Below are 15,062 nucleotides of genomic sequence, written 5' to 3' on the forward strand. Positions count from 1 at the left end.
GCTGGACAGTATGAAACGGTCGGCCGGGATCCTGCTCTTCAGAAGGCGCGAGCAGCTCGAGGTGCTCCTCGGGCACATGGGTGGCCCGTTCTGGGCCCGCAAGGACGCCGGCGCGTGGTCCGTGCCGAAGGGCGAGTACACCGACGACGAGACGCCCGAGGCCGCCGCGCGCAGGGAGTTCGAGGAGGAGCTCGGGCTGCCGGTGCCGCACGGCGACCTCGTCCCGCTCGGCGAGGCCAAGGGCTCCGGCAAGGTCATCACGGTCTGGGCGCTCGAAGGCGACCTGGACCCCGAGGCCGTCACGCCGGGCACGTTCGAGATGGAGTGGCCGCCGAAGTCGGGTCAGCGCAAGACGTTCCCCGAGGTCGACCGGGTCCAGTGGTTCAGCGTCGAAGAGGCGAGCGCGAAGATCGTCTCCGCGCAGCGCCCCTTCCTCGAACGCCTCACGGCCAAATGAGGTCCGCCCACTTGTGGTTGTCGATGAACGGGTTGCGGTTGCGCTGGTAGCTGTCGAAGATCACCTGGTTGCGCCGCTGCTCGAACGCGTCCGGCGGGTCCTGCAGGTTCCACTGCTTGAGGACCGACAGCTTGCCCATGTACGGCTGTGAGCTGTTGGACGTCGAGTTGTTGAGCTCCAGGTTCAACTGGTCGCCGCTTTCGTAGCGCACGGCCATGTAGAACAGCATGCGCGCGACGTCGCCCTTCACGGCGTTGCGCGGCTCCCACGAGTCGGAGTCGAAGACGTTGCCGGGCGCTTCGGGGTGGGTCTGGGTGCCGCCGTTGTCGAAGTCCAGGTTGCCGCGGACCCCGTTCACCGTCACGTCTTCCGGTCGCAGGTGGTGCAGGTCGGTGCCAATTCCGGCGGAGGTCCCGAAGTCGCCGTGCGACTGGGGCCAGACGTGCTCGCGGTTCCAGTCGTTCTGGTCACCGCCGTTGTCCGTCTTCGAGCGGGAAGTGCCGCTGTACAACAAAATCACGTTCGCCGAGTTGTTCGGGTCCTGGTCGGTGACCTTCAACGCCTCCCAGACCTGCGCGTAAGTCAGCTTGGTCTGGCTGCGGATGATGCCGTTCAACGCCGACTTCAGCGCCGCACCGGACTTGCCGCAGGCTGCCGCGTAGTAGGCGAGGCAGTCCGAGGGTGGCGGGGTGGTCGTGCCGCTGGTCGGCGGGGTCGTGCCGGCGAACGCGAACGCCGTGGCCGAGGTCAGGCCGGCGTGCGAGAAGTACGCGCTCAGGGAGCCCGTCACGTCGATCTGCTTGCCCAGCAGCGACGGGTTCGTCCTCATGCCCCACGCCGCGCGGAACGACGACGGGATCTGCACGTAGACCATGCTCGAAGTGCTGGTCGTGGACGCCGAGTCGGCCAGGGCGAGCGCGTAGTCGTTCGGATAACCCGAACGTACGACGGTCGTCGTGGCCGTGGGTTGGCCGACGACGTACCCGCGGACAGTCGCCGACGACCCGTTCTGGGTCGCGATCGCCTGCGCGACAGTGAGCGGAGCTGCTGCGACAGCGGCGGTCGACCCGTACAGGCCGACCGCCGCCAGCAAAGCGACGACTAAAGCAAGTGGACTCCACCGTGCCATGAGCACTCCCCGATCGTGTGGATGTTTCGCACACGATCGGTGTACATGGTCAACGAATGGTTAACGAGGGGTCACGGCACCAGGACGACCTTGCCCGTGGTCCGGCCGGACTCGACCAGTTCGTGGGCCTTCGTGGCATCAGCCAGCGGCACCGCGTGATCGATCTGCACCCTGAGCTGCGGCAACGCGGCGAGCTCGGCACCGGACGCGGTGACGCTCAGGAACAGCTCGAACCGGATTCCGAGCCCGGAAGCTCGGTCAACGTCAAAACCCGGGTTGCCCGGGACGGTCGACACGAGCACGCCTCCCGGCTTGACCACCTTCGCGGACCGCCCGGCGTACTCGCCGCCGATCGTGTCCAGCACGACGTCGACCGGCTCGATCCCGGTGAAGTCCTGGTGGCGGTAGTCGACGACCTCGTCCGCGCCGAGCGACCGCACGAAGTCGTGCTTGGCCGCCGACGCCGTACCGATGACGTACGCGCCAAGAGCCTTGGCGATCTGCACCGCGACGTGCCCGACACCACCGGCCGCGGCGTGGATCAGCACCCGCTGGCCGGCGGAAACACCACCCCTGCCGACGAGCGTCTGCCAGGCGGTGAGCGCCACCAACGGTGCCGCACCGGCCTGTTCGACGGTCAGCCACGCGGGCCTCTTCACGAGGTTGGAGGCCTTCACCACGGCGTACTCGGCGTACCCACCGCCAGTGCCGGGGAAGTCGAGCATTCCGTAGACCTCGTCACCGGCCGCGAACCCCTCGGCGGCGTGCTCGACGGTGCCCGCGACGTCCCAGCCCAGCGTGAACGGCGGCTCGCCGAGCGCCGGGAACCCGCCGCCGCGGATGTAGGTGTCGACCGGGTTCACGCCCGCCGCACCCACCTTGACCAGCACCTCACCCGGTCCGGCCACGGGCGTCGCCACCTCCGCGACCTCCAGCACGGACGCGTCGCCCACGGTCTTCTGCGTTATGACTCGCACGATGATCCCCCTTCAACGTCTTCACCAGGGACCATCCTGCAGTTAGCGCCAACTTCTAGAAAGTAGGCACTTAATGGTGACTAACTCTCCCTCAGATACAGGTCGCGGAGCAGTGCGACTTCTGCGAGGTGGTGGATGACCTCGCGGTTGATGTGCAGCACCAGGGTCGCCATCGGCTCCTCCGCGAACGGCCCTTCCGCCGGACCGACGGCCTTCGACAGATCCGCCGTGCGCGCGCCGGCCATCCACGCCTCGTACGCGTCGTCCAGCTGTTTCAACGCCTCGTCGGCGCTCTGAGCGAACTGCCAGGTCGCGTAGTCAGCGGGCGGGCCACCGAAGTGCGAGGCCGTGCGCGCGTTGAACACGCCGACGATGATGTGCGCCATCCGCCACGCGATCGTGGTGACCGGCGCCGGTTCGGGCACGGGGTACTGCCAGTCGATCGAGTTGTCCTCGTGGACGGTCCAGGCGCCGGGCACCGGCTGCCAGAGGTACTCCTCGTCGGTCATGCCTTCCAGCCGAGGCCGCGCCTGCACGGTCCAGTGGAACTCGAGCTGGTCCGTCAACTGCTTGTTCCAGTCCATGCCCCGACGGTAAATCCGTTTGCGGACAACCACCGCCCTGGAAACACTTCGGGCGTGGAGATTCGCACCTCGCGCCCCGAAGACGTGGACCAGGTCGAGAAGCTCGTCGTCTCGCGCATGGATCCCAGTGACGGCGTCGACGCCCGCCTGCTGATGACCGATCCGGACGCGGGGTGCGACTGGGTCGGGGTCGCCGACGACGGCGGCCGGATCGTCTCCACCATCACGCTGATGGACGAGACGATGACTCTCGCCGGCGTCGGCATCCCGGCGGGACAGATCGAACAGGTGGCCACCGACACCGAGTACGAGGGCAGGGGCCTGGTCCGGCAGCTGATGGACTGGACGAACGAGAGGTCGGCCGAACGCGGCCACCTGGTGCAGTTCCTGATGGGCGTCCCGTACTTCTACCGGCAGTTCGGCTACACCTACTCGATCCCGTTCAAGCAGACGCGCAAGCTCGCCCGCAGGCCCGAACCCCTTGCGGGACACACGATCCGGCGCGCGACAGAGGCCGACATCCCGGTGCTCGACCGGTTCCAGGACGACGCGCAGCAGGGCGCCGACCTGCGCGTGGCCCACACGACGCCGTGCTGGCGCTGGCTGATCAACCGCACCGGCTCGACCACGTGGATCGTCGAACGCGACGGCGTGCCGGTCGCCACGGGCCGCAGCACGCCGGAGGAGGAAGGCGACGTCGTGCTCGGCGAGATCGCCGGCATCGACGACGACGCGGTGAAGGCGCTGGTGGCGCTCGTGAACCCGGCCGAGGTCGGAGAACGGCACCCGGCGCTGGAAGAACACCTGGCGGCCGGGCCCGCGGACCTGAACCAGTACATGGTGCGCATCCCGAGCATCCCGAGACTGCTCGACCACCTCCGGCCGGTCTTCGCGCAACGCCTGCGGGGCCATGATCCCGACGAGGTGGTGCTCGGCTTCTACCGCACGCACGTCCGCTTCCGCTGGGACGGCGAGGAGATCGGCCCGTACGAGTGGGGCGGCACGTTGCTCGGCCCCGGTTCGCAGGGCGGCGCGGGAATCGCACCGGACCTGCTGGCGCCGTTGCTGTTCGGCCCGCACGGCATGGACGGGCTGCGCCGCCGCTTCTCCGACGTCTACCCCGGCCCGAAAGAAGACTTGATGACCAGGCTTTTCCCGCCGGTCACGAGCGATCTGCTGACCTTCTACCTGCCGTAACCCAGAATAAACCGAGCGCTCGGTCTACTATTGGCCGCATGACGACTGTGCAGGAGGCCGCAGCGGTCCGGTACGGCATCTGGGTCGCGTGCCCGGCCGCCGGCGCCGCCGCGGCGTGGGGGCTCACGCTGGCAGCCGGGTGGATCACGACCCTGGGCTGGTTCCCGTTCCAAGGCGTGTTCGAGCTGGTCACGGACATCCAGCAGCCGTGGCGGACGATCGGAGGGCTCGCGGTCGGCGCGGTCGCGGGCTTCGTGTTCGCGCTGTTCTGGGCGAGCGAGATGATGTCGGTCGAGGTCTCGCACGCGCGGATCACGCTGCGCAAGGACGACAAGACGTTCGACTTCGGCCGCGACGAGGTCGAGTCGGTGTTCGCGGACGGCAAGCAGCTCGTGCTGCTCTCCCCGAGCGGCACGGAACTGGCCCGCGAGAAGTCCGATCTGAGCAGGGCGAGGCTCGAACACGCCTTCACCGAGCAGGGCTACCGGTGGCGCGCAGCGGACCCGTTCGCGAAGGAGTTCCGGATGTGGGTCGAGCACTCGCCCGAACTGACGGCGGACGTGAACGCGCTGTTCACCGCCCGCCGCAAGGCCATCTCGAAGTACGAGCACGAGGAGGCCGCAGAACTGGCGCGGGAGATCCGCAAACGCGGCGTCTCCGTGCGGGACGAGAAGAAGAGGCAGTACTACAGGTGCGAACGGTAGACCCGGTCAAGCACGCGGAGAAGAAGCGGCACATCACCGACACCGCGGCGGGGTTGTTCGCGCAGAAGGGTTTCGAACGCACGACCGTCGCGGACATCTGCAGGGCCGCGGACATCAGCACCGGCAGCCTCTTCCACTACTTCCCCACCAAGCGGGCGATCTTCCGCGAGATCTTCGTGCAGGACGCCGGGGACAACGCGGCCGTGTTCGCCCGAGCCCGCGAGCTGAGCCCGTGGGACGGCGTCCTGCTGGTGATCGGCCATCTGTGCGAACCCGCGCTGGACAGGTCCGTGGCCGGGCTGGTGCTGGAGGTCGTGACGCAGGCCAGCCGCGATCCGGAGCTGTGGGAGCTGGCCGGCCGCAACGAACAGGCTGTGCGCGACGAACTCGCCGCCCTGCTCCAGCAGGCGCACGACGCGGGCCAGATCGCGCTCCCGGTGAGCGCGCTGACGGCCGCGAGCTGGGCGCAGGGGCTGGTCGACGGCCTGTTCGGCAGGCTGATCGACCCGGACTTCGACGCGAACGAACAGGTGAGGACCCTCCGGTTGATCCTTTCCCGATTCGTGGGTGCTGAAGCACCATGAGGGCATGGCTTACGACGTCGCTGCGGTCCGCGCCCACTTCCCCGCGTTGCGCGAGGGTGCCGCGCACTTCGACGGGCCCGGCGGCGCGCAGGTGCCCGACGTCGTGGCCGAGGCGGTCAGGAACACCCTGATCTCGGCGGTCTCCAACCGGGGCGGCGTCACGGCCGCCGAGCGCCGGGCCGAGGAGATCGTGCGGACCGCACGGCGCACGATGGCGGAGTTCCTCAACGCCGGCAGCATCGTGTTCGGGCGCAGCATGACCCAGCTGACCTACGACTTCGCCCGCACGCTGTCGAAGAACTGGCGGCCGGGCGACGAGATCATCGTGACCAGGATCGACCACGACGCGAACATCAGGCCGTGGGTGCAGGCCGCCGAGGCCGCGCGGGCCACGGTGCGATGGGCGCCGTTCGACCGCACGACCGGTGAGCTCCCCGTCGAGTCGGTGACGAAGCTGCTGTCCGACCGCACCCGCGTCGTCGCGATCACGGCGGCGTCGAACCTGCTCGGCACGCGCCCGGACATCGCGGAGGTCGCGCGGGCGGCGCACGAGGCGGCGGCGTTCGTCTACGTCGACGGCGTGCACTACACACCGCACGTGCCCGTCGACGTCGAGGCCTTGGACGCCGACTTCTTCGTGTGCTCGCCGTACAAGTTCCTCGGCCCGCACCTCGGCGTGCTGGCGGCGGCACCGGAGCTGCTGGAGACGTTGCGGCCGGACAAGCTGCTGCCGTCGAGCAACGCCGTGCCGGAACGGTTCGAGCTGGGCACGCTGCCGTACGAGCTGCTCGCCGGGACGACCGCGGCCGTGGAGTTCATGCGGTCGCTGGAAGGCCTGGAGGAGCACGAGCTCGGCCTCCGCGAGCAGCTGGAGACCGGGCTGCGGGAACTCGGCGCGCGCATCTACAGCAAGGCCTCGTCGCGCACGCCGACCGTGCTGTTCTCCGTCGACGGGCTGGACCCGGCCGAGGTCTACCGCAGGCTCGGGGCCGAGGGCGTGAACGCGCCCGCCGGCCACTTCTACGCGCTCGAGTGCTCGCGGTGGCTCGGCCTGGGCGACAAGGGCGCGGTGCGGGCGGGCATCGGGCCGTACACCGACGAGTCCGATGTGGATCGTCTGCTCCAGGCCGTGGCCAAGCTCAGATGAACAGGACCAGCGCGGCGTAGGCCGCGCCGATGAGCACGCTGATGTTGAGCTTGCGCGTCACGCGGTCGCCGGGGTGCTCGGCGACCAACGACCGGGCGCGCGCCCACATCAGCTTCTCGCCCGCCTCCTCGTCCGGCAGGTGCGGTGTCGTGAGAACGTCGCCGTGCGGGCCGAACGCGAGCATGAGCTGGGGGCCGGACCGCCGCACGCCGTGCAGCTGCGCCCACGGCACGCGGTAGGTGAAGACGCCGGTGTAGAGCACGACCGAGTTGTGGTCGAGGCGCAGCATCGGCTGGAACCGCGTCACCGCGGACAGGACGCACTGCACGCCGATCAGCCCGAGCACGATCAGCTCCGGGTAGAACTTCAGCGCGATCAGCGCACCGGCGGCGCCGAGCAGCAGCACCACGCCCTCGATCCGCCGCCGGTCGCCCGGCCAGATCGCGTGCGGCAGGTCGACCGGCGTGCCCGCAGTGACCGGCACGCCCGGCAGGTGTGCACTGTGGACGGTGTGGCGCGGGCGGACGCGGTTCAGCGTGCTCGTCGCCACGACCTCCCCCTCGACCAGCAACGCCACCTGGCCGCCGTGGTGCCACTCCCCCGCGACGAGGACCTCGGCCGGGTCGAGCCGCAGCGGCGGGTCCTCCTCGCCGCGCCACACCCGGCCGAACTGCTCGGTGTCGTGGTAGAGCGGCTCCTCCAGCCCCAGGTCGGCGAGCGTGGTGACGGTGGCGATGTCCTCCTTGCCGTACCGCAACAGGATCCGGCGAGGTCCGAGCGGACGCGCCTGCAGCCGGATCGCCTTCACCGGGCCCGACCACAACGCGCGGCGGCGGCGTTCCCGCGCGGCCATCATGATCGCGAAGAACACCGCGGCGCCCCCGATGGTCAGCCACCACGTGACGTCCTCGGGCTCGTTCTCCATCCGCACCCACGTGCCGTCCGCGAGCACCGGCACCGCGTCGCCGACCTGGTAGGACTCCGGCGCGAGCGGCTGGAACGCGGTGCGCTGCCGGTCCGGCAGCTCCACCCACACCTCGTAGGTGTCCTTGATCTCGACGACCTGGGCCTCGACGCGGCTGGCGTTCGCGATGTGCTGCTCGATCGCGTCGTTGGTGAGGCCGTACTGGACGAAGGTCAGGAACCCGAACACGACCAGCAGCACGGCGACGACGCGCAGAACTCCGCGTTGCGGCGGCAGGTCCGGCAGGGAGACGATCGCCGCGCCCGCCGCCTCGTGCTGGTCCGCACGCGCCCTGACCGTCCACACCGCGACCAACGCACACGCGCCGGCGTGCAGCCCGAACGCCAGGTTCGCCACCGCACTGCCGTCGAGCGCGATGTCCAGCACTCCGAACAGCACGCCCATCGCACAGCCCGTGAGCACGCGGTTGAACAGCAGCAACAACGGCGTCGCCAGCAACGGCACCACCGCGAGGGAGAACAGCGGGTCCGGCAGGCACGGCTGCGCGGCCGTGCACGGGGCCTCGTTCGCGCTCACGGCGAAGTAGAAGGCGGCGATCCACCCACCGACGAGCCCGACCTTGGTCACCCACCACGGAACCGCGGCTGCTTGCCAGCGCTGGACGTCCACGGGACCGATCATGGCACGTCCATTGCTCCGAACGGCGCGATTCCCCCTCAACGAAGTGGGTATCCGCACCTCAACCAATACGGAGGTGGACACATGCTGGCCATCATCGCCGCAGTCTCTTTCGGCCTCGCCCTGATCCTGGATCTGGCGAAGGCGGCGCTCGGTGAAGTGATCACGGTCAACACCCTGGTCGTGCTCGGACTGTTGCTGCTCGCATTGCACCTCGCCGGTGTCGGCGCCGGCACTCGTTCCTTTGGATGGCGTCGTGCCCGCAGGTAAGACCGTCAAAAGTCCCACCAGGTTGCCGAAAGGCGCCTGGTGGGGCGTTCTCAAGCGGACTGTCAAAGAGTTCAGCGACGACAACCTGACGGACTGGGCGGCCGCGCTCACCTACTACGCGGTGCTGTCGTTGTTCCCCGGCATCATCGTCCTGACGTCCGTGCTCGCGCTGCTCGGCGACACGACGACGCAGGAGCTGATGAAGTACGTCGACCAGGTAGCGCCCGGTCAGGCCGGGGACGTGGTGAAGTCGTCCATCGAGGAGCTCCAGAAGAGCCAGAACGCCGCCAGCCTGCTGGGCGTCGTCGGTCTGCTGACCGCGCTCTGGACCGCGTCGGGCTACCTCGGTGCGTTCATGCGCGCCTGCAACGCCGTCTACGACGTCGAGGAGGGCCGGCCGTTCTGGAAGATCGTGCCGCTGCGGCTCGCGCTGACGCTGGGCTCGGTGGTGCTGGTGTCGCTCACGCTCGGCGCGCTCGTGCTGACGGGCGGCGTCGCGGACGCGCTCGGCAACGCGATCGGGCTCGGCGACACCGTGGTCACGGTCTGGGACATCGCGAAGTGGCCGGTCATCCTGCTGCTCGTGAGCCTGGCGTTCGCGATCCTGTACTGGGCGGCGCCGAACGTGCGCCAACCCGGCTTCCGCTGGGTCAGCCCCGGCAGCCTGCTCGCGATCGCGCTGTGGGCGCTCGCGACCGTCGGTTTCGCGATCTACGTGGCGAACTTCGCGTCCTACAACAAGACCTACGGCTCGCTCGGTGGTGTGATCGTCTTCCTGGTGTGGCTGTGGATCTCGAACATCGCCGTGCTGCTCGGCGCCGAGTTCGACGCGGAGCTGGAGCGCGGCAGGAGGCTCGAGCAGGGCGAGGAGGACCCCTCACCCGAGCCGCGTGATCTCCCCGGGTAACTCGGCCTCGACCGCCTTCCACACCCCGTCGGGCCCGGCCTCGATGCGTTCGCTGGTGTCACCGGGGACCAGCACCCACAGCTGGTCCTGCTTGGACAGCCACACGACGCCGATGCCGTCCGCCCGCGAGCTGGTCGCGTACTCGTAGGACTTGCGGAACACGTCGCCGCCGTTGCGGTCGGTCACCCGCACCTCGCTCGCGCTCTCGGCGTGCGCGACGAACTTCCCGCTCGGCGACGGCTTGGGCGCACCGGGTCTCGCGAACCGGTCCTCGCCGTCGCCGCCACAGCCGGTGAGGACCAGGAGCAGGGCGACGAGCGCCGCCAGGGACCTCATGACAGTTCGCTGCGGTAATTGCCGTGCGTCATACCGCCAAAGGTAGCTAGCGTGATCCTTCGTGCTCACCATTCTGGAAGAGTTTTACGACTCTGTGCCCCGACCGGGATCTCGCGTTGAGGAACACGGCGACCTGGTGCTGTTCGTCCAAGCGGGCGACGGCTACCCGTACTACGCGCGTCCCCGGTTCCCCGGCGGACAGCCGACGGTCGCCGAGGTCTTGAAGGTGCGCGAACGGCAACGCGAAATCGGTGTGCCCGAAGCGTTCGAGTGGGTGCACGAGACGACGCCGGGCCTGCTCGACGTCGCCCGGCAGGCCGGCTTGGAGGTGCTCCAAGCTCCGTTGCTGGTGCTCGACCCCGAGAAGCTGCCGGAGCCGCATCCGCACGTGCGCGTGATCGGCACGAGCCCCGCCGAGGTGTCCGTCGTGGCACAGCTGGCGTTCTCGTCACCGGGCACGGCGCCGGGTGGGGCCGGGACGGCGGAACGGGACGCGGAACTCGCGAGCGCCACGCCCACGAGCACCCGGCACCGGCACGCGGTGGCCGACCTGCCCGGCGAGGGCGTGCTGGCGGTGGGCACCGCGCAACGGGCGGGTGACGTCGTGGAGATCGTGGGCATCGGCACGTTGCCGGCGGCACGGCGACGCGGCCTCGGTGGCGCGGTCACCGCGGAACTGGCACGTGATGCCCTTGAGAGGGGCGCGGAACTGGTGTTCCTGTCGGCCGGCAGCCAGGAGATCGCGCGGGTCTACGAGCGCGTCGGCTTCCGCCGGGTCGCCACCGCCTGCATCGCTTCGGCCTAGGCCTCCGGCACGCGGAACAGGCAGTCGACGCACGGCATGCCGGACGGCCGGTCGAGCAGTTCGGCCTCGCCCTGACGGATGAGTTCGCCGCAGTAGGCGGTCAACGCGAGCGGTGTGTCGCCGTCGGGCACGGGCACGAGGTGGCACGTGCGCTGTGTCTCTCCTACGACACCCGCACGCTTGCGGACCAGCAGTACAGCCATCCGTAGATCGTGGCGGCCGCACGGTGGTTCGCGGTCCGTATATGCGGAACTCGCATGCGGCAGCTACCGGAGTTGCGCCGTGAGCTCGGCCATCGCGGGCGTCGCGGCCCACGGCCCGAGCCTGGCCAACTCGTTCACGACGAGCTGCGAGCCCGTCGCCCTGGCCAGGTCCAGTGCGGCGAACCCCAGCTCGGCGGCCCGCTCCACGTCACCACTGGCGGCGTGCGCGTAGGCGAGGGTGGCCGTGTGCACGCCCTGTTCCCACTGGCACGCGCTGCCCCACCGCGGCATGAGCTGCGTGTAGACGTCGATGGCGCGACGGTGGTCGGCGAGGTCGACGAGACTCGCGGCGCGTTGCAGCTGAACGTGCAGGTCGGTGAAGCAGTAGCCGATCGAGTATTCGTCGGACTGCGGCGGACGAACCTCCAGCACCAACGCCTGTGCGAGGTCGAACCGCGCCATGCACGCCTCCTGGCCCGCCCGTGCGAGACCGCGCGCCTCCTGCCGCAACGCCATCGCGCGCACGACCGGGCTCACTCCGCTCTCACGCTGGGCGGCGCGCGCCAGGCCGATCACGCGGTCGTCGTCGCCGTCCGCCTCCGCGAGCTGGCTCAGCCGCACGGAGCAGTACGCGACGACGTCGCCGTCGTCCGCGGCCTTCCCCTGTTCCCGCGCCCGCGACGTCCACGCGGCCGCGTTGCGGAGGTCGCCGACCTCCTCGTGCAGCCAGCCGTAGAACTCCGCGTACATCGCGCCCGTGCCGAGCAACCGCCGGCGGACTTCGCCACGCGCGTTGCGGCGCAACGCGTCGATGACGTCGTACATGCCGCGAACAGCGGGCATGAGGGCGCCGGTCGCGCGCCAGTTGTGCGCGTCGTTGACGATCCGGCGCAGCACGAGCAATTGGCTCACCGCGTCGTCCTCGCTGTCCGCGTTGAAGACGGCGGAGGCGCACAACGCCATGAGCGCCTTGCCCTCCAGGCCGGCCACCAGGTCGCCGGACCTCATCGGCACCGTGCGGTCGGTCAGCCCGAGCAGGTGGGCGGGCACGCCGAGCAGCCGTTGCAACGTGCGCAGAACGCGCAGGTCGTAGGCGATGTTGCTGCCGGACTCGAGCCGTGAGATCGCCGACTGGGAGAACCCGGCCAGCGCGCCCAGTTCGTCCTGGCGCAGTCCGTGGGCCCTGCGCGCGATCGCGATCACGGCGCCGGGCGACTCCGCGGCGACCGCGTCCCGCACGGCCTTCGCCTCCCAGGTGGACGGAGGCAGCACCGGCAGCGGCCCGTCCGGGACGACGGCGTTCACAACGGGGTCGCTCAACCTCGACGCCTCCCACGCTCGGGAGCCGCCATCATGCCGCTCGCGGCGAAATCACTCCACCTCGTCTCGGCAGGGGACGAAACCGACTATCCTGCGCGCGTGATCAAGGACTTCGGTGCCGGTGTCGGTCTGCTGCTGCGTGGGTTCAGCCTGGTGTTCAGCTCGCCCAAGCGCGTGCTGGTCGGCGCGTTGCCCGCGGTCATCACGGCCGCGCTGATGATCACCGGCTGGGTGTTCCTGTTCACGAACATCGACTCGGTCGCCGACTGGCTGACGGGCTTCGCGGACTCGTGGAGCGACACCTGGAAGAACGTCGCCGAGGTCGCCGTCGGAATTTCGGTGATCGCGGCCGGCCTCGGGCTGAGCGTGCTGCTGTTCACCGCGATCACGATCATGATCGGCGGCCCGTTCTACGAGTACATCTCCGAAGAGGTCGAGGACGAGCTCGGCGGTGTGCCGGAGGCGGAGCAGATCGGCTGGTGGCGCGGGTTCGTCGTGGGGCTGCGCAGCACGCTCCTGCTCGTGGGCACGTCGATCCTGTTCGCGATCCCGCTGTTCCTCTGCGGGTTCATCCCCGTCGTCGGGCAGACGGTCGTGCCGGTGGTGGCCGTGTGCATCAACGGCTACCTGCTCGGCATCGAGCTCACCGGCATCCCGTTCACCCGCCGCGGCCGGACGTTCAAGCAGCGCAGGCAGATCCTCGCGACGCGGCGCGGGCTGGTCCTCGGGCTCGCCGTCCCCACCTACCTGCTGTGCCTGGTCCCGCTCGCCGCGCTGGTCGTGATCCCGGCGGCGATGGCAGGCGGCACGGTGCTGGCGCACCGCCTGCTCAACGGGGACCGCGCTACCGCGTGAACGGCAGCCAGGCCTGCTGGGCCAGGCCGTTGCGCGCGTTGACCTGCACGCCCGCGTTGGAGATCGACCACAGCTGGTCGCCGATCACGATCGTGCGCCTCTGTCCGCCGCCGAAGTCCTGGCTGGACGGTTCGACGATCTTGCCGCCGTCGCGCAACTGGCCGCCGTCGACGCGCAGCACCAGCGAGGAGACCTCGTAGCGCGCCTTGTACGACGCCACGGGGATCACCAGGGTGCCGTCCTGCGGCCAGAAGAGGAACGCGTGCGGGTCGAACTGGGCCTCGGAGTCGGTGCCCGGCAGGTGGTACTGCGCGATCCGTTGCGGTGACGCGGGATTGGCCACGTCGAACAACGACACCTGGGTGCCCGTCGTCCTGCCCTGGTCGGTCGCCTCCTGGCCGACGCCGATGAGCCTGCCGTCCCCCGCCGGGTGCAGGTAGGCGGAGAACCCGTTGATCTTCAGCTCGCCCATGACCCTGGGCTGCCGGGGATCGCTGAGGTCGAGCGTGTAGAGCGGGTCGGTCTGGCGGAACGTGACGACGTAGCCCATCTTGCCGATGAACCGCACGCTGTAGATCCGCTCGCCCTTGCCCAGCCCGCCTGCCTGGCCGAGCTTCGTGAGCTGGTTGCCGTCACGGCGCAGCGTGGTGACGAAGCTCTCCGACGGCGGTGGCGCGGCTTGCTGCTGCGGCACGACGTCCGCCGGCATCCGCCAGCAGCAACGGCTCTCGGTGCCCGTGGTGGTGGCGACGCGCAGCACGCCCTCGTGCTCGGACAGCGAGTACTGGTTGAGCAGCGTGCCGTTGACGTCGCCGGACGCGACGTGCTTCGGCGGTCCGGACGCGCTGATGTCGAACTGGTGGATCGCCGTCGTGATCGGGCGCTGGACCGGTGGCCGGGAGGGCAGTTCGGGCAGCAGGCGGTGGTCGTCGGCGATGTAGAGGCTGCGGTCGGTGCCGTAGACGGTGTCACCGTCGGCCACGATCGAGACCGGCTGACCGGTGCCGAGCTTGCCGGAGAGGTCGAACGTCAGCACGGTCAGCATCGACGTGCCCGAGTGCACGACGGGGTGGCTGACGTTCGCGCAGTCGACCAGGGTTCCGCTCGACTTGGCGCCGCTCTCGTCGAGCTCGTAGCGCGGCAGCCACGACGTGATGGGTTCGGTTTGCAGGATCTCCCTGTTGCGGCGCAACGATCCCGCGTCGTTCATCGTCTCGTCCGGGTACACCCACGGCATGCGCGGCTGCGAGCGGACGACGACACGGGCGGTGCCGCCGATCTGGCGGGCGTCGAGGTAGAAGCCGTCGGTCTTGAGGCTGCTGATCTCCTTGAGCCCCTTGAGGTCCACGAGGACCAGCTCGGTGCCGGCCTCGGGGGCGAACGACGGGCGGCCGGTCGGCCTCGTCGGCTTCATCATCGGCACGGGGTTCTCGGTGACCACCAGCGCGCGGTCGCCGGAGACCAGCAACTGGCTCGCGTGGCGCTCGCCGAGGTCGACGGTGCCGGTGACGGCCTTGCCCGCGACGTCGATCACGCGCAGCTTGCCGCCGGCGATGGAGACGACGCGTTTCCCGTCCGTCTTCACGATGTCCGGCTCGTCGACACCCTGCTCGTGGACGTTGGTCGTCGAATGACCCTGCTGCTGCGCGGGCGGCGTGGCGGCGGTGGGCGCGTCGGGCACGCTCTTCTGCGCGACCCCCGCGCTGCTGTCCGTCGCCATGCCCTCGGCGTACATGATGTTGCCGCGCCCGAGGCCGTACGCGCTGACGTACGGGGCCATGGCGCGGCGTAGTTCGGCCACCGCGTTGTCGCACGAGTCGAACGCGACGAGACGCACCGGCCCGTGGTCCACGATCGGTGGTGGCGCGGGGATCTCGTCCCGCACCGCGGAGCTCACGCACACTCCGGCGACGGCCAGCACGGCGGTACCGGCCAACAGCTTCTTGCCGTTCATGTCATCAGGACGTAAGCGGGGCCGGGAAGG

Annotated in this window: 17 protein-coding genes; 9 read left to right on the forward strand and 8 right to left on the reverse strand. The window is 69.7% G+C overall.

Features of this window, described 5'->3' with window-relative positions; genetic code table 11:
- The first annotated feature begins 10 nt into the window (after positions 1–10).
- Positions 11–457: an NUDIX hydrolase gene (locus DFR72_RS20095; protein ID WP_245983213.1), complete on the forward strand. Its 447-nt coding sequence runs from the start codon at positions 11–13 to the stop codon at positions 455–457.
- On the opposite strand, the gene DFR72_RS47750 is transcribed toward DFR72_RS20095, so the two are convergent.
- From DFR72_RS47750 to DFR72_RS20110, 3 genes are all read right to left on the reverse strand, one after another.
- Positions 444–1,586 (reverse strand): endonuclease, encoded by a 1,143-nt coding sequence (locus tag DFR72_RS47750; RefSeq protein ID WP_090068032.1) that lies wholly within the window; start codon positions 1,584–1,586, stop codon positions 444–446. The genes DFR72_RS20095 and DFR72_RS47750 overlap by 14 nt on opposite strands.
- 71 nt (positions 1,587–1,657) lie before the next feature.
- On the reverse strand, positions 1,658–2,563 hold the full coding sequence (locus DFR72_RS20105) for an NADP-dependent oxidoreductase (protein WP_090067848.1): 906 nt from the start codon (positions 2,561–2,563) through the stop codon (positions 1,658–1,660).
- An 80-nt stretch (positions 2,564–2,643) separates the two neighbouring features.
- Positions 2,644–3,147: a DinB family protein gene (locus tag DFR72_RS20110; RefSeq protein WP_090068028.1), complete on the reverse strand. Its 504-nt coding sequence runs from the start codon at positions 3,145–3,147 to the stop codon at positions 2,644–2,646.
- 54 nt (positions 3,148–3,201) lie between these two features.
- Between DFR72_RS20110 and DFR72_RS20115 the strand changes: the two genes are divergently transcribed.
- Genes DFR72_RS20115 through DFR72_RS20130 form a run of 4 tightly spaced genes read left to right on the forward strand, consistent with a single transcriptional unit; the run spans position 3,202 to position 6,779 of the window.
- Positions 3,202–4,344: a GNAT family N-acetyltransferase gene (locus DFR72_RS20115; protein WP_245983216.1), complete on the forward strand. Its 1,143-nt coding sequence runs from the start codon at positions 3,202–3,204 to the stop codon at positions 4,342–4,344.
- A gap of 38 nt (positions 4,345–4,382) precedes the next feature.
- The gene (locus DFR72_RS20120; protein ID WP_143086813.1) at positions 4,383–5,048 is read left to right on the forward strand and encodes a YqeB family protein; all 666 of its coding nucleotides are present in this window, start codon (positions 4,383–4,385) and stop codon (positions 5,046–5,048) included.
- Entirely contained in the window at positions 5,036–5,632 is a 597-nt protein-coding gene (locus DFR72_RS20125; RefSeq protein ID WP_090067845.1) for a TetR/AcrR family transcriptional regulator, read from the forward strand. The genes DFR72_RS20120 and DFR72_RS20125 overlap by 13 nt, the downstream gene beginning before the upstream one ends.
- A gap of 4 nt (positions 5,633–5,636) precedes the next feature.
- A complete protein-coding gene (locus DFR72_RS20130) occupies positions 5,637–6,779 on the forward strand; it encodes a cysteine desulfurase-like protein (RefSeq protein WP_090068026.1) in 1,143 nt (380 codons plus the stop codon).
- Here DFR72_RS20130 and DFR72_RS20135 read toward each other — a convergent pair.
- Positions 6,772–8,385 carry a hypothetical protein gene (locus DFR72_RS20135; protein ID WP_090067843.1) on the reverse strand — a complete coding sequence of 538 codons (1,614 nt, stop codon included), beginning with the start codon at positions 8,383–8,385 and terminating at the stop codon, positions 6,772–6,774. The two genes, DFR72_RS20130 and DFR72_RS20135, sit on opposite strands and share 8 nt — an antisense overlap.
- A gap of 81 nt (positions 8,386–8,466) precedes the next feature.
- Between DFR72_RS20135 and DFR72_RS20140 the strand changes: the two genes are divergently transcribed.
- Together DFR72_RS20140 and DFR72_RS20145 are read left to right on the forward strand one after the other, a co-directional pair.
- On the forward strand, positions 8,467–8,652 hold the full coding sequence (locus DFR72_RS20140; protein ID WP_090067841.1) for a hypothetical protein: 186 nt from the start codon (positions 8,467–8,469) through the stop codon (positions 8,650–8,652).
- Positions 8,639–9,559: a YihY/virulence factor BrkB family protein gene (locus DFR72_RS20145; protein ID WP_245983217.1), complete on the forward strand. Its 921-nt coding sequence runs from the start codon at positions 8,639–8,641 to the stop codon at positions 9,557–9,559. The genes DFR72_RS20140 and DFR72_RS20145 overlap by 14 nt, the downstream gene beginning before the upstream one ends.
- Here DFR72_RS20145 and DFR72_RS20150 read toward each other — a convergent pair.
- Entirely contained in the window at positions 9,530–9,895 is a 366-nt protein-coding gene (locus DFR72_RS20150) for a hypothetical protein (RefSeq protein WP_090067836.1), read from the reverse strand. The two genes, DFR72_RS20145 and DFR72_RS20150, sit on opposite strands and share 30 nt — an antisense overlap.
- A 61-nt stretch (positions 9,896–9,956) precedes the next feature.
- On the opposite strand from DFR72_RS20150, the gene DFR72_RS20155 reads away from it, so the two are divergent.
- On the forward strand, positions 9,957–10,700 hold the full coding sequence (locus DFR72_RS20155) for a GNAT family N-acetyltransferase (protein WP_211335464.1): 744 nt from the start codon (positions 9,957–9,959) through the stop codon (positions 10,698–10,700).
- Here DFR72_RS20155 and DFR72_RS20160 read toward each other — a convergent pair.
- Positions 10,697–10,903 (reverse strand): hypothetical protein, encoded by a 207-nt coding sequence (locus DFR72_RS20160; protein ID WP_170176331.1) that lies wholly within the window; start codon positions 10,901–10,903, stop codon positions 10,697–10,699. The genes DFR72_RS20155 and DFR72_RS20160 overlap by 4 nt on opposite strands.
- A 63-nt stretch (positions 10,904–10,966) precedes the next feature.
- Positions 10,967–12,223 carry a helix-turn-helix domain-containing protein gene (locus DFR72_RS20165; protein WP_090067832.1) on the reverse strand — a complete coding sequence of 419 codons (1,257 nt, stop codon included), beginning with the start codon at positions 12,221–12,223 and terminating at the stop codon, positions 10,967–10,969.
- A 99-nt stretch (positions 12,224–12,322) separates the two neighbouring features.
- Between DFR72_RS20165 and DFR72_RS20170 the strand changes: the two genes are divergently transcribed.
- A complete protein-coding gene (locus DFR72_RS20170; RefSeq protein ID WP_090067830.1) occupies positions 12,323–13,078 on the forward strand; it encodes an EI24 domain-containing protein in 756 nt (251 codons plus the stop codon).
- On the opposite strand, the gene DFR72_RS20175 is transcribed toward DFR72_RS20170, so the two are convergent.
- Positions 13,068–15,032, reverse strand: coding sequence for a beta-propeller domain-containing protein (locus DFR72_RS20175; RefSeq protein WP_090067828.1), 1,965 nt, complete (start codon positions 15,030–15,032; stop codon positions 13,068–13,070). The genes DFR72_RS20170 and DFR72_RS20175 overlap by 11 nt on opposite strands.
- Positions 15,033–15,062 lie beyond the last annotated feature (30 nt).

The organism is Lentzea flaviverrucosa, from assembly GCF_003350445.1.
In the GTDB taxonomy this organism is placed as follows: domain Bacteria; phylum Actinomycetota; class Actinomycetes; order Mycobacteriales; family Pseudonocardiaceae; genus Lentzea; species Lentzea californiensis.

Excerpts from the sequence above, each read along its gene's own strand:
- DFR72_RS20095 (WP_245983213.1), top strand. The coding sequence starts at position 11 with ATGAAACGGTCGGCCGGGATCCTGCTCTTCAGAAGGCGCGAGCAGCTC.
- DFR72_RS20135 (WP_090067843.1), bottom strand. The coding sequence starts at position 8,385 with ATGATCGGTCCCGTGGACGTCCAGCGCTGGCAAGCAGCCGCGGTTCCG.
- DFR72_RS20120 (WP_143086813.1), top strand. The coding sequence starts at position 4,383 with ATGACGACTGTGCAGGAGGCCGCAGCGGTCCGGTACGGCATCTGGGTC.
- DFR72_RS20140 (WP_090067841.1), top strand. The coding sequence starts at position 8,467 with ATGCTGGCCATCATCGCCGCAGTCTCTTTCGGCCTCGCCCTGATCCTG.
- DFR72_RS20150 (WP_090067836.1), bottom strand. The coding sequence starts at position 9,895 with ATGAGGTCCCTGGCGGCGCTCGTCGCCCTGCTCCTGGTCCTCACCGGC.
- DFR72_RS20110 (WP_090068028.1), bottom strand. The coding sequence starts at position 3,147 with ATGGACTGGAACAAGCAGTTGACGGACCAGCTCGAGTTCCACTGGACC.
- DFR72_RS20175 (WP_090067828.1), bottom strand. The coding sequence starts at position 15,032 with ATGAACGGCAAGAAGCTGTTGGCCGGTACCGCCGTGCTGGCCGTCGCC.
- DFR72_RS20130 (WP_090068026.1), top strand. The coding sequence starts at position 5,637 with ATGGCTTACGACGTCGCTGCGGTCCGCGCCCACTTCCCCGCGTTGCGC.
- DFR72_RS47750 (WP_090068032.1), bottom strand. The coding sequence starts at position 1,586 with ATGGCACGGTGGAGTCCACTTGCTTTAGTCGTCGCTTTGCTGGCGGCG.
- DFR72_RS20160 (WP_170176331.1), bottom strand. The coding sequence starts at position 10,903 with ATGGCTGTACTGCTGGTCCGCAAGCGTGCGGGTGTCGTAGGAGAGACA.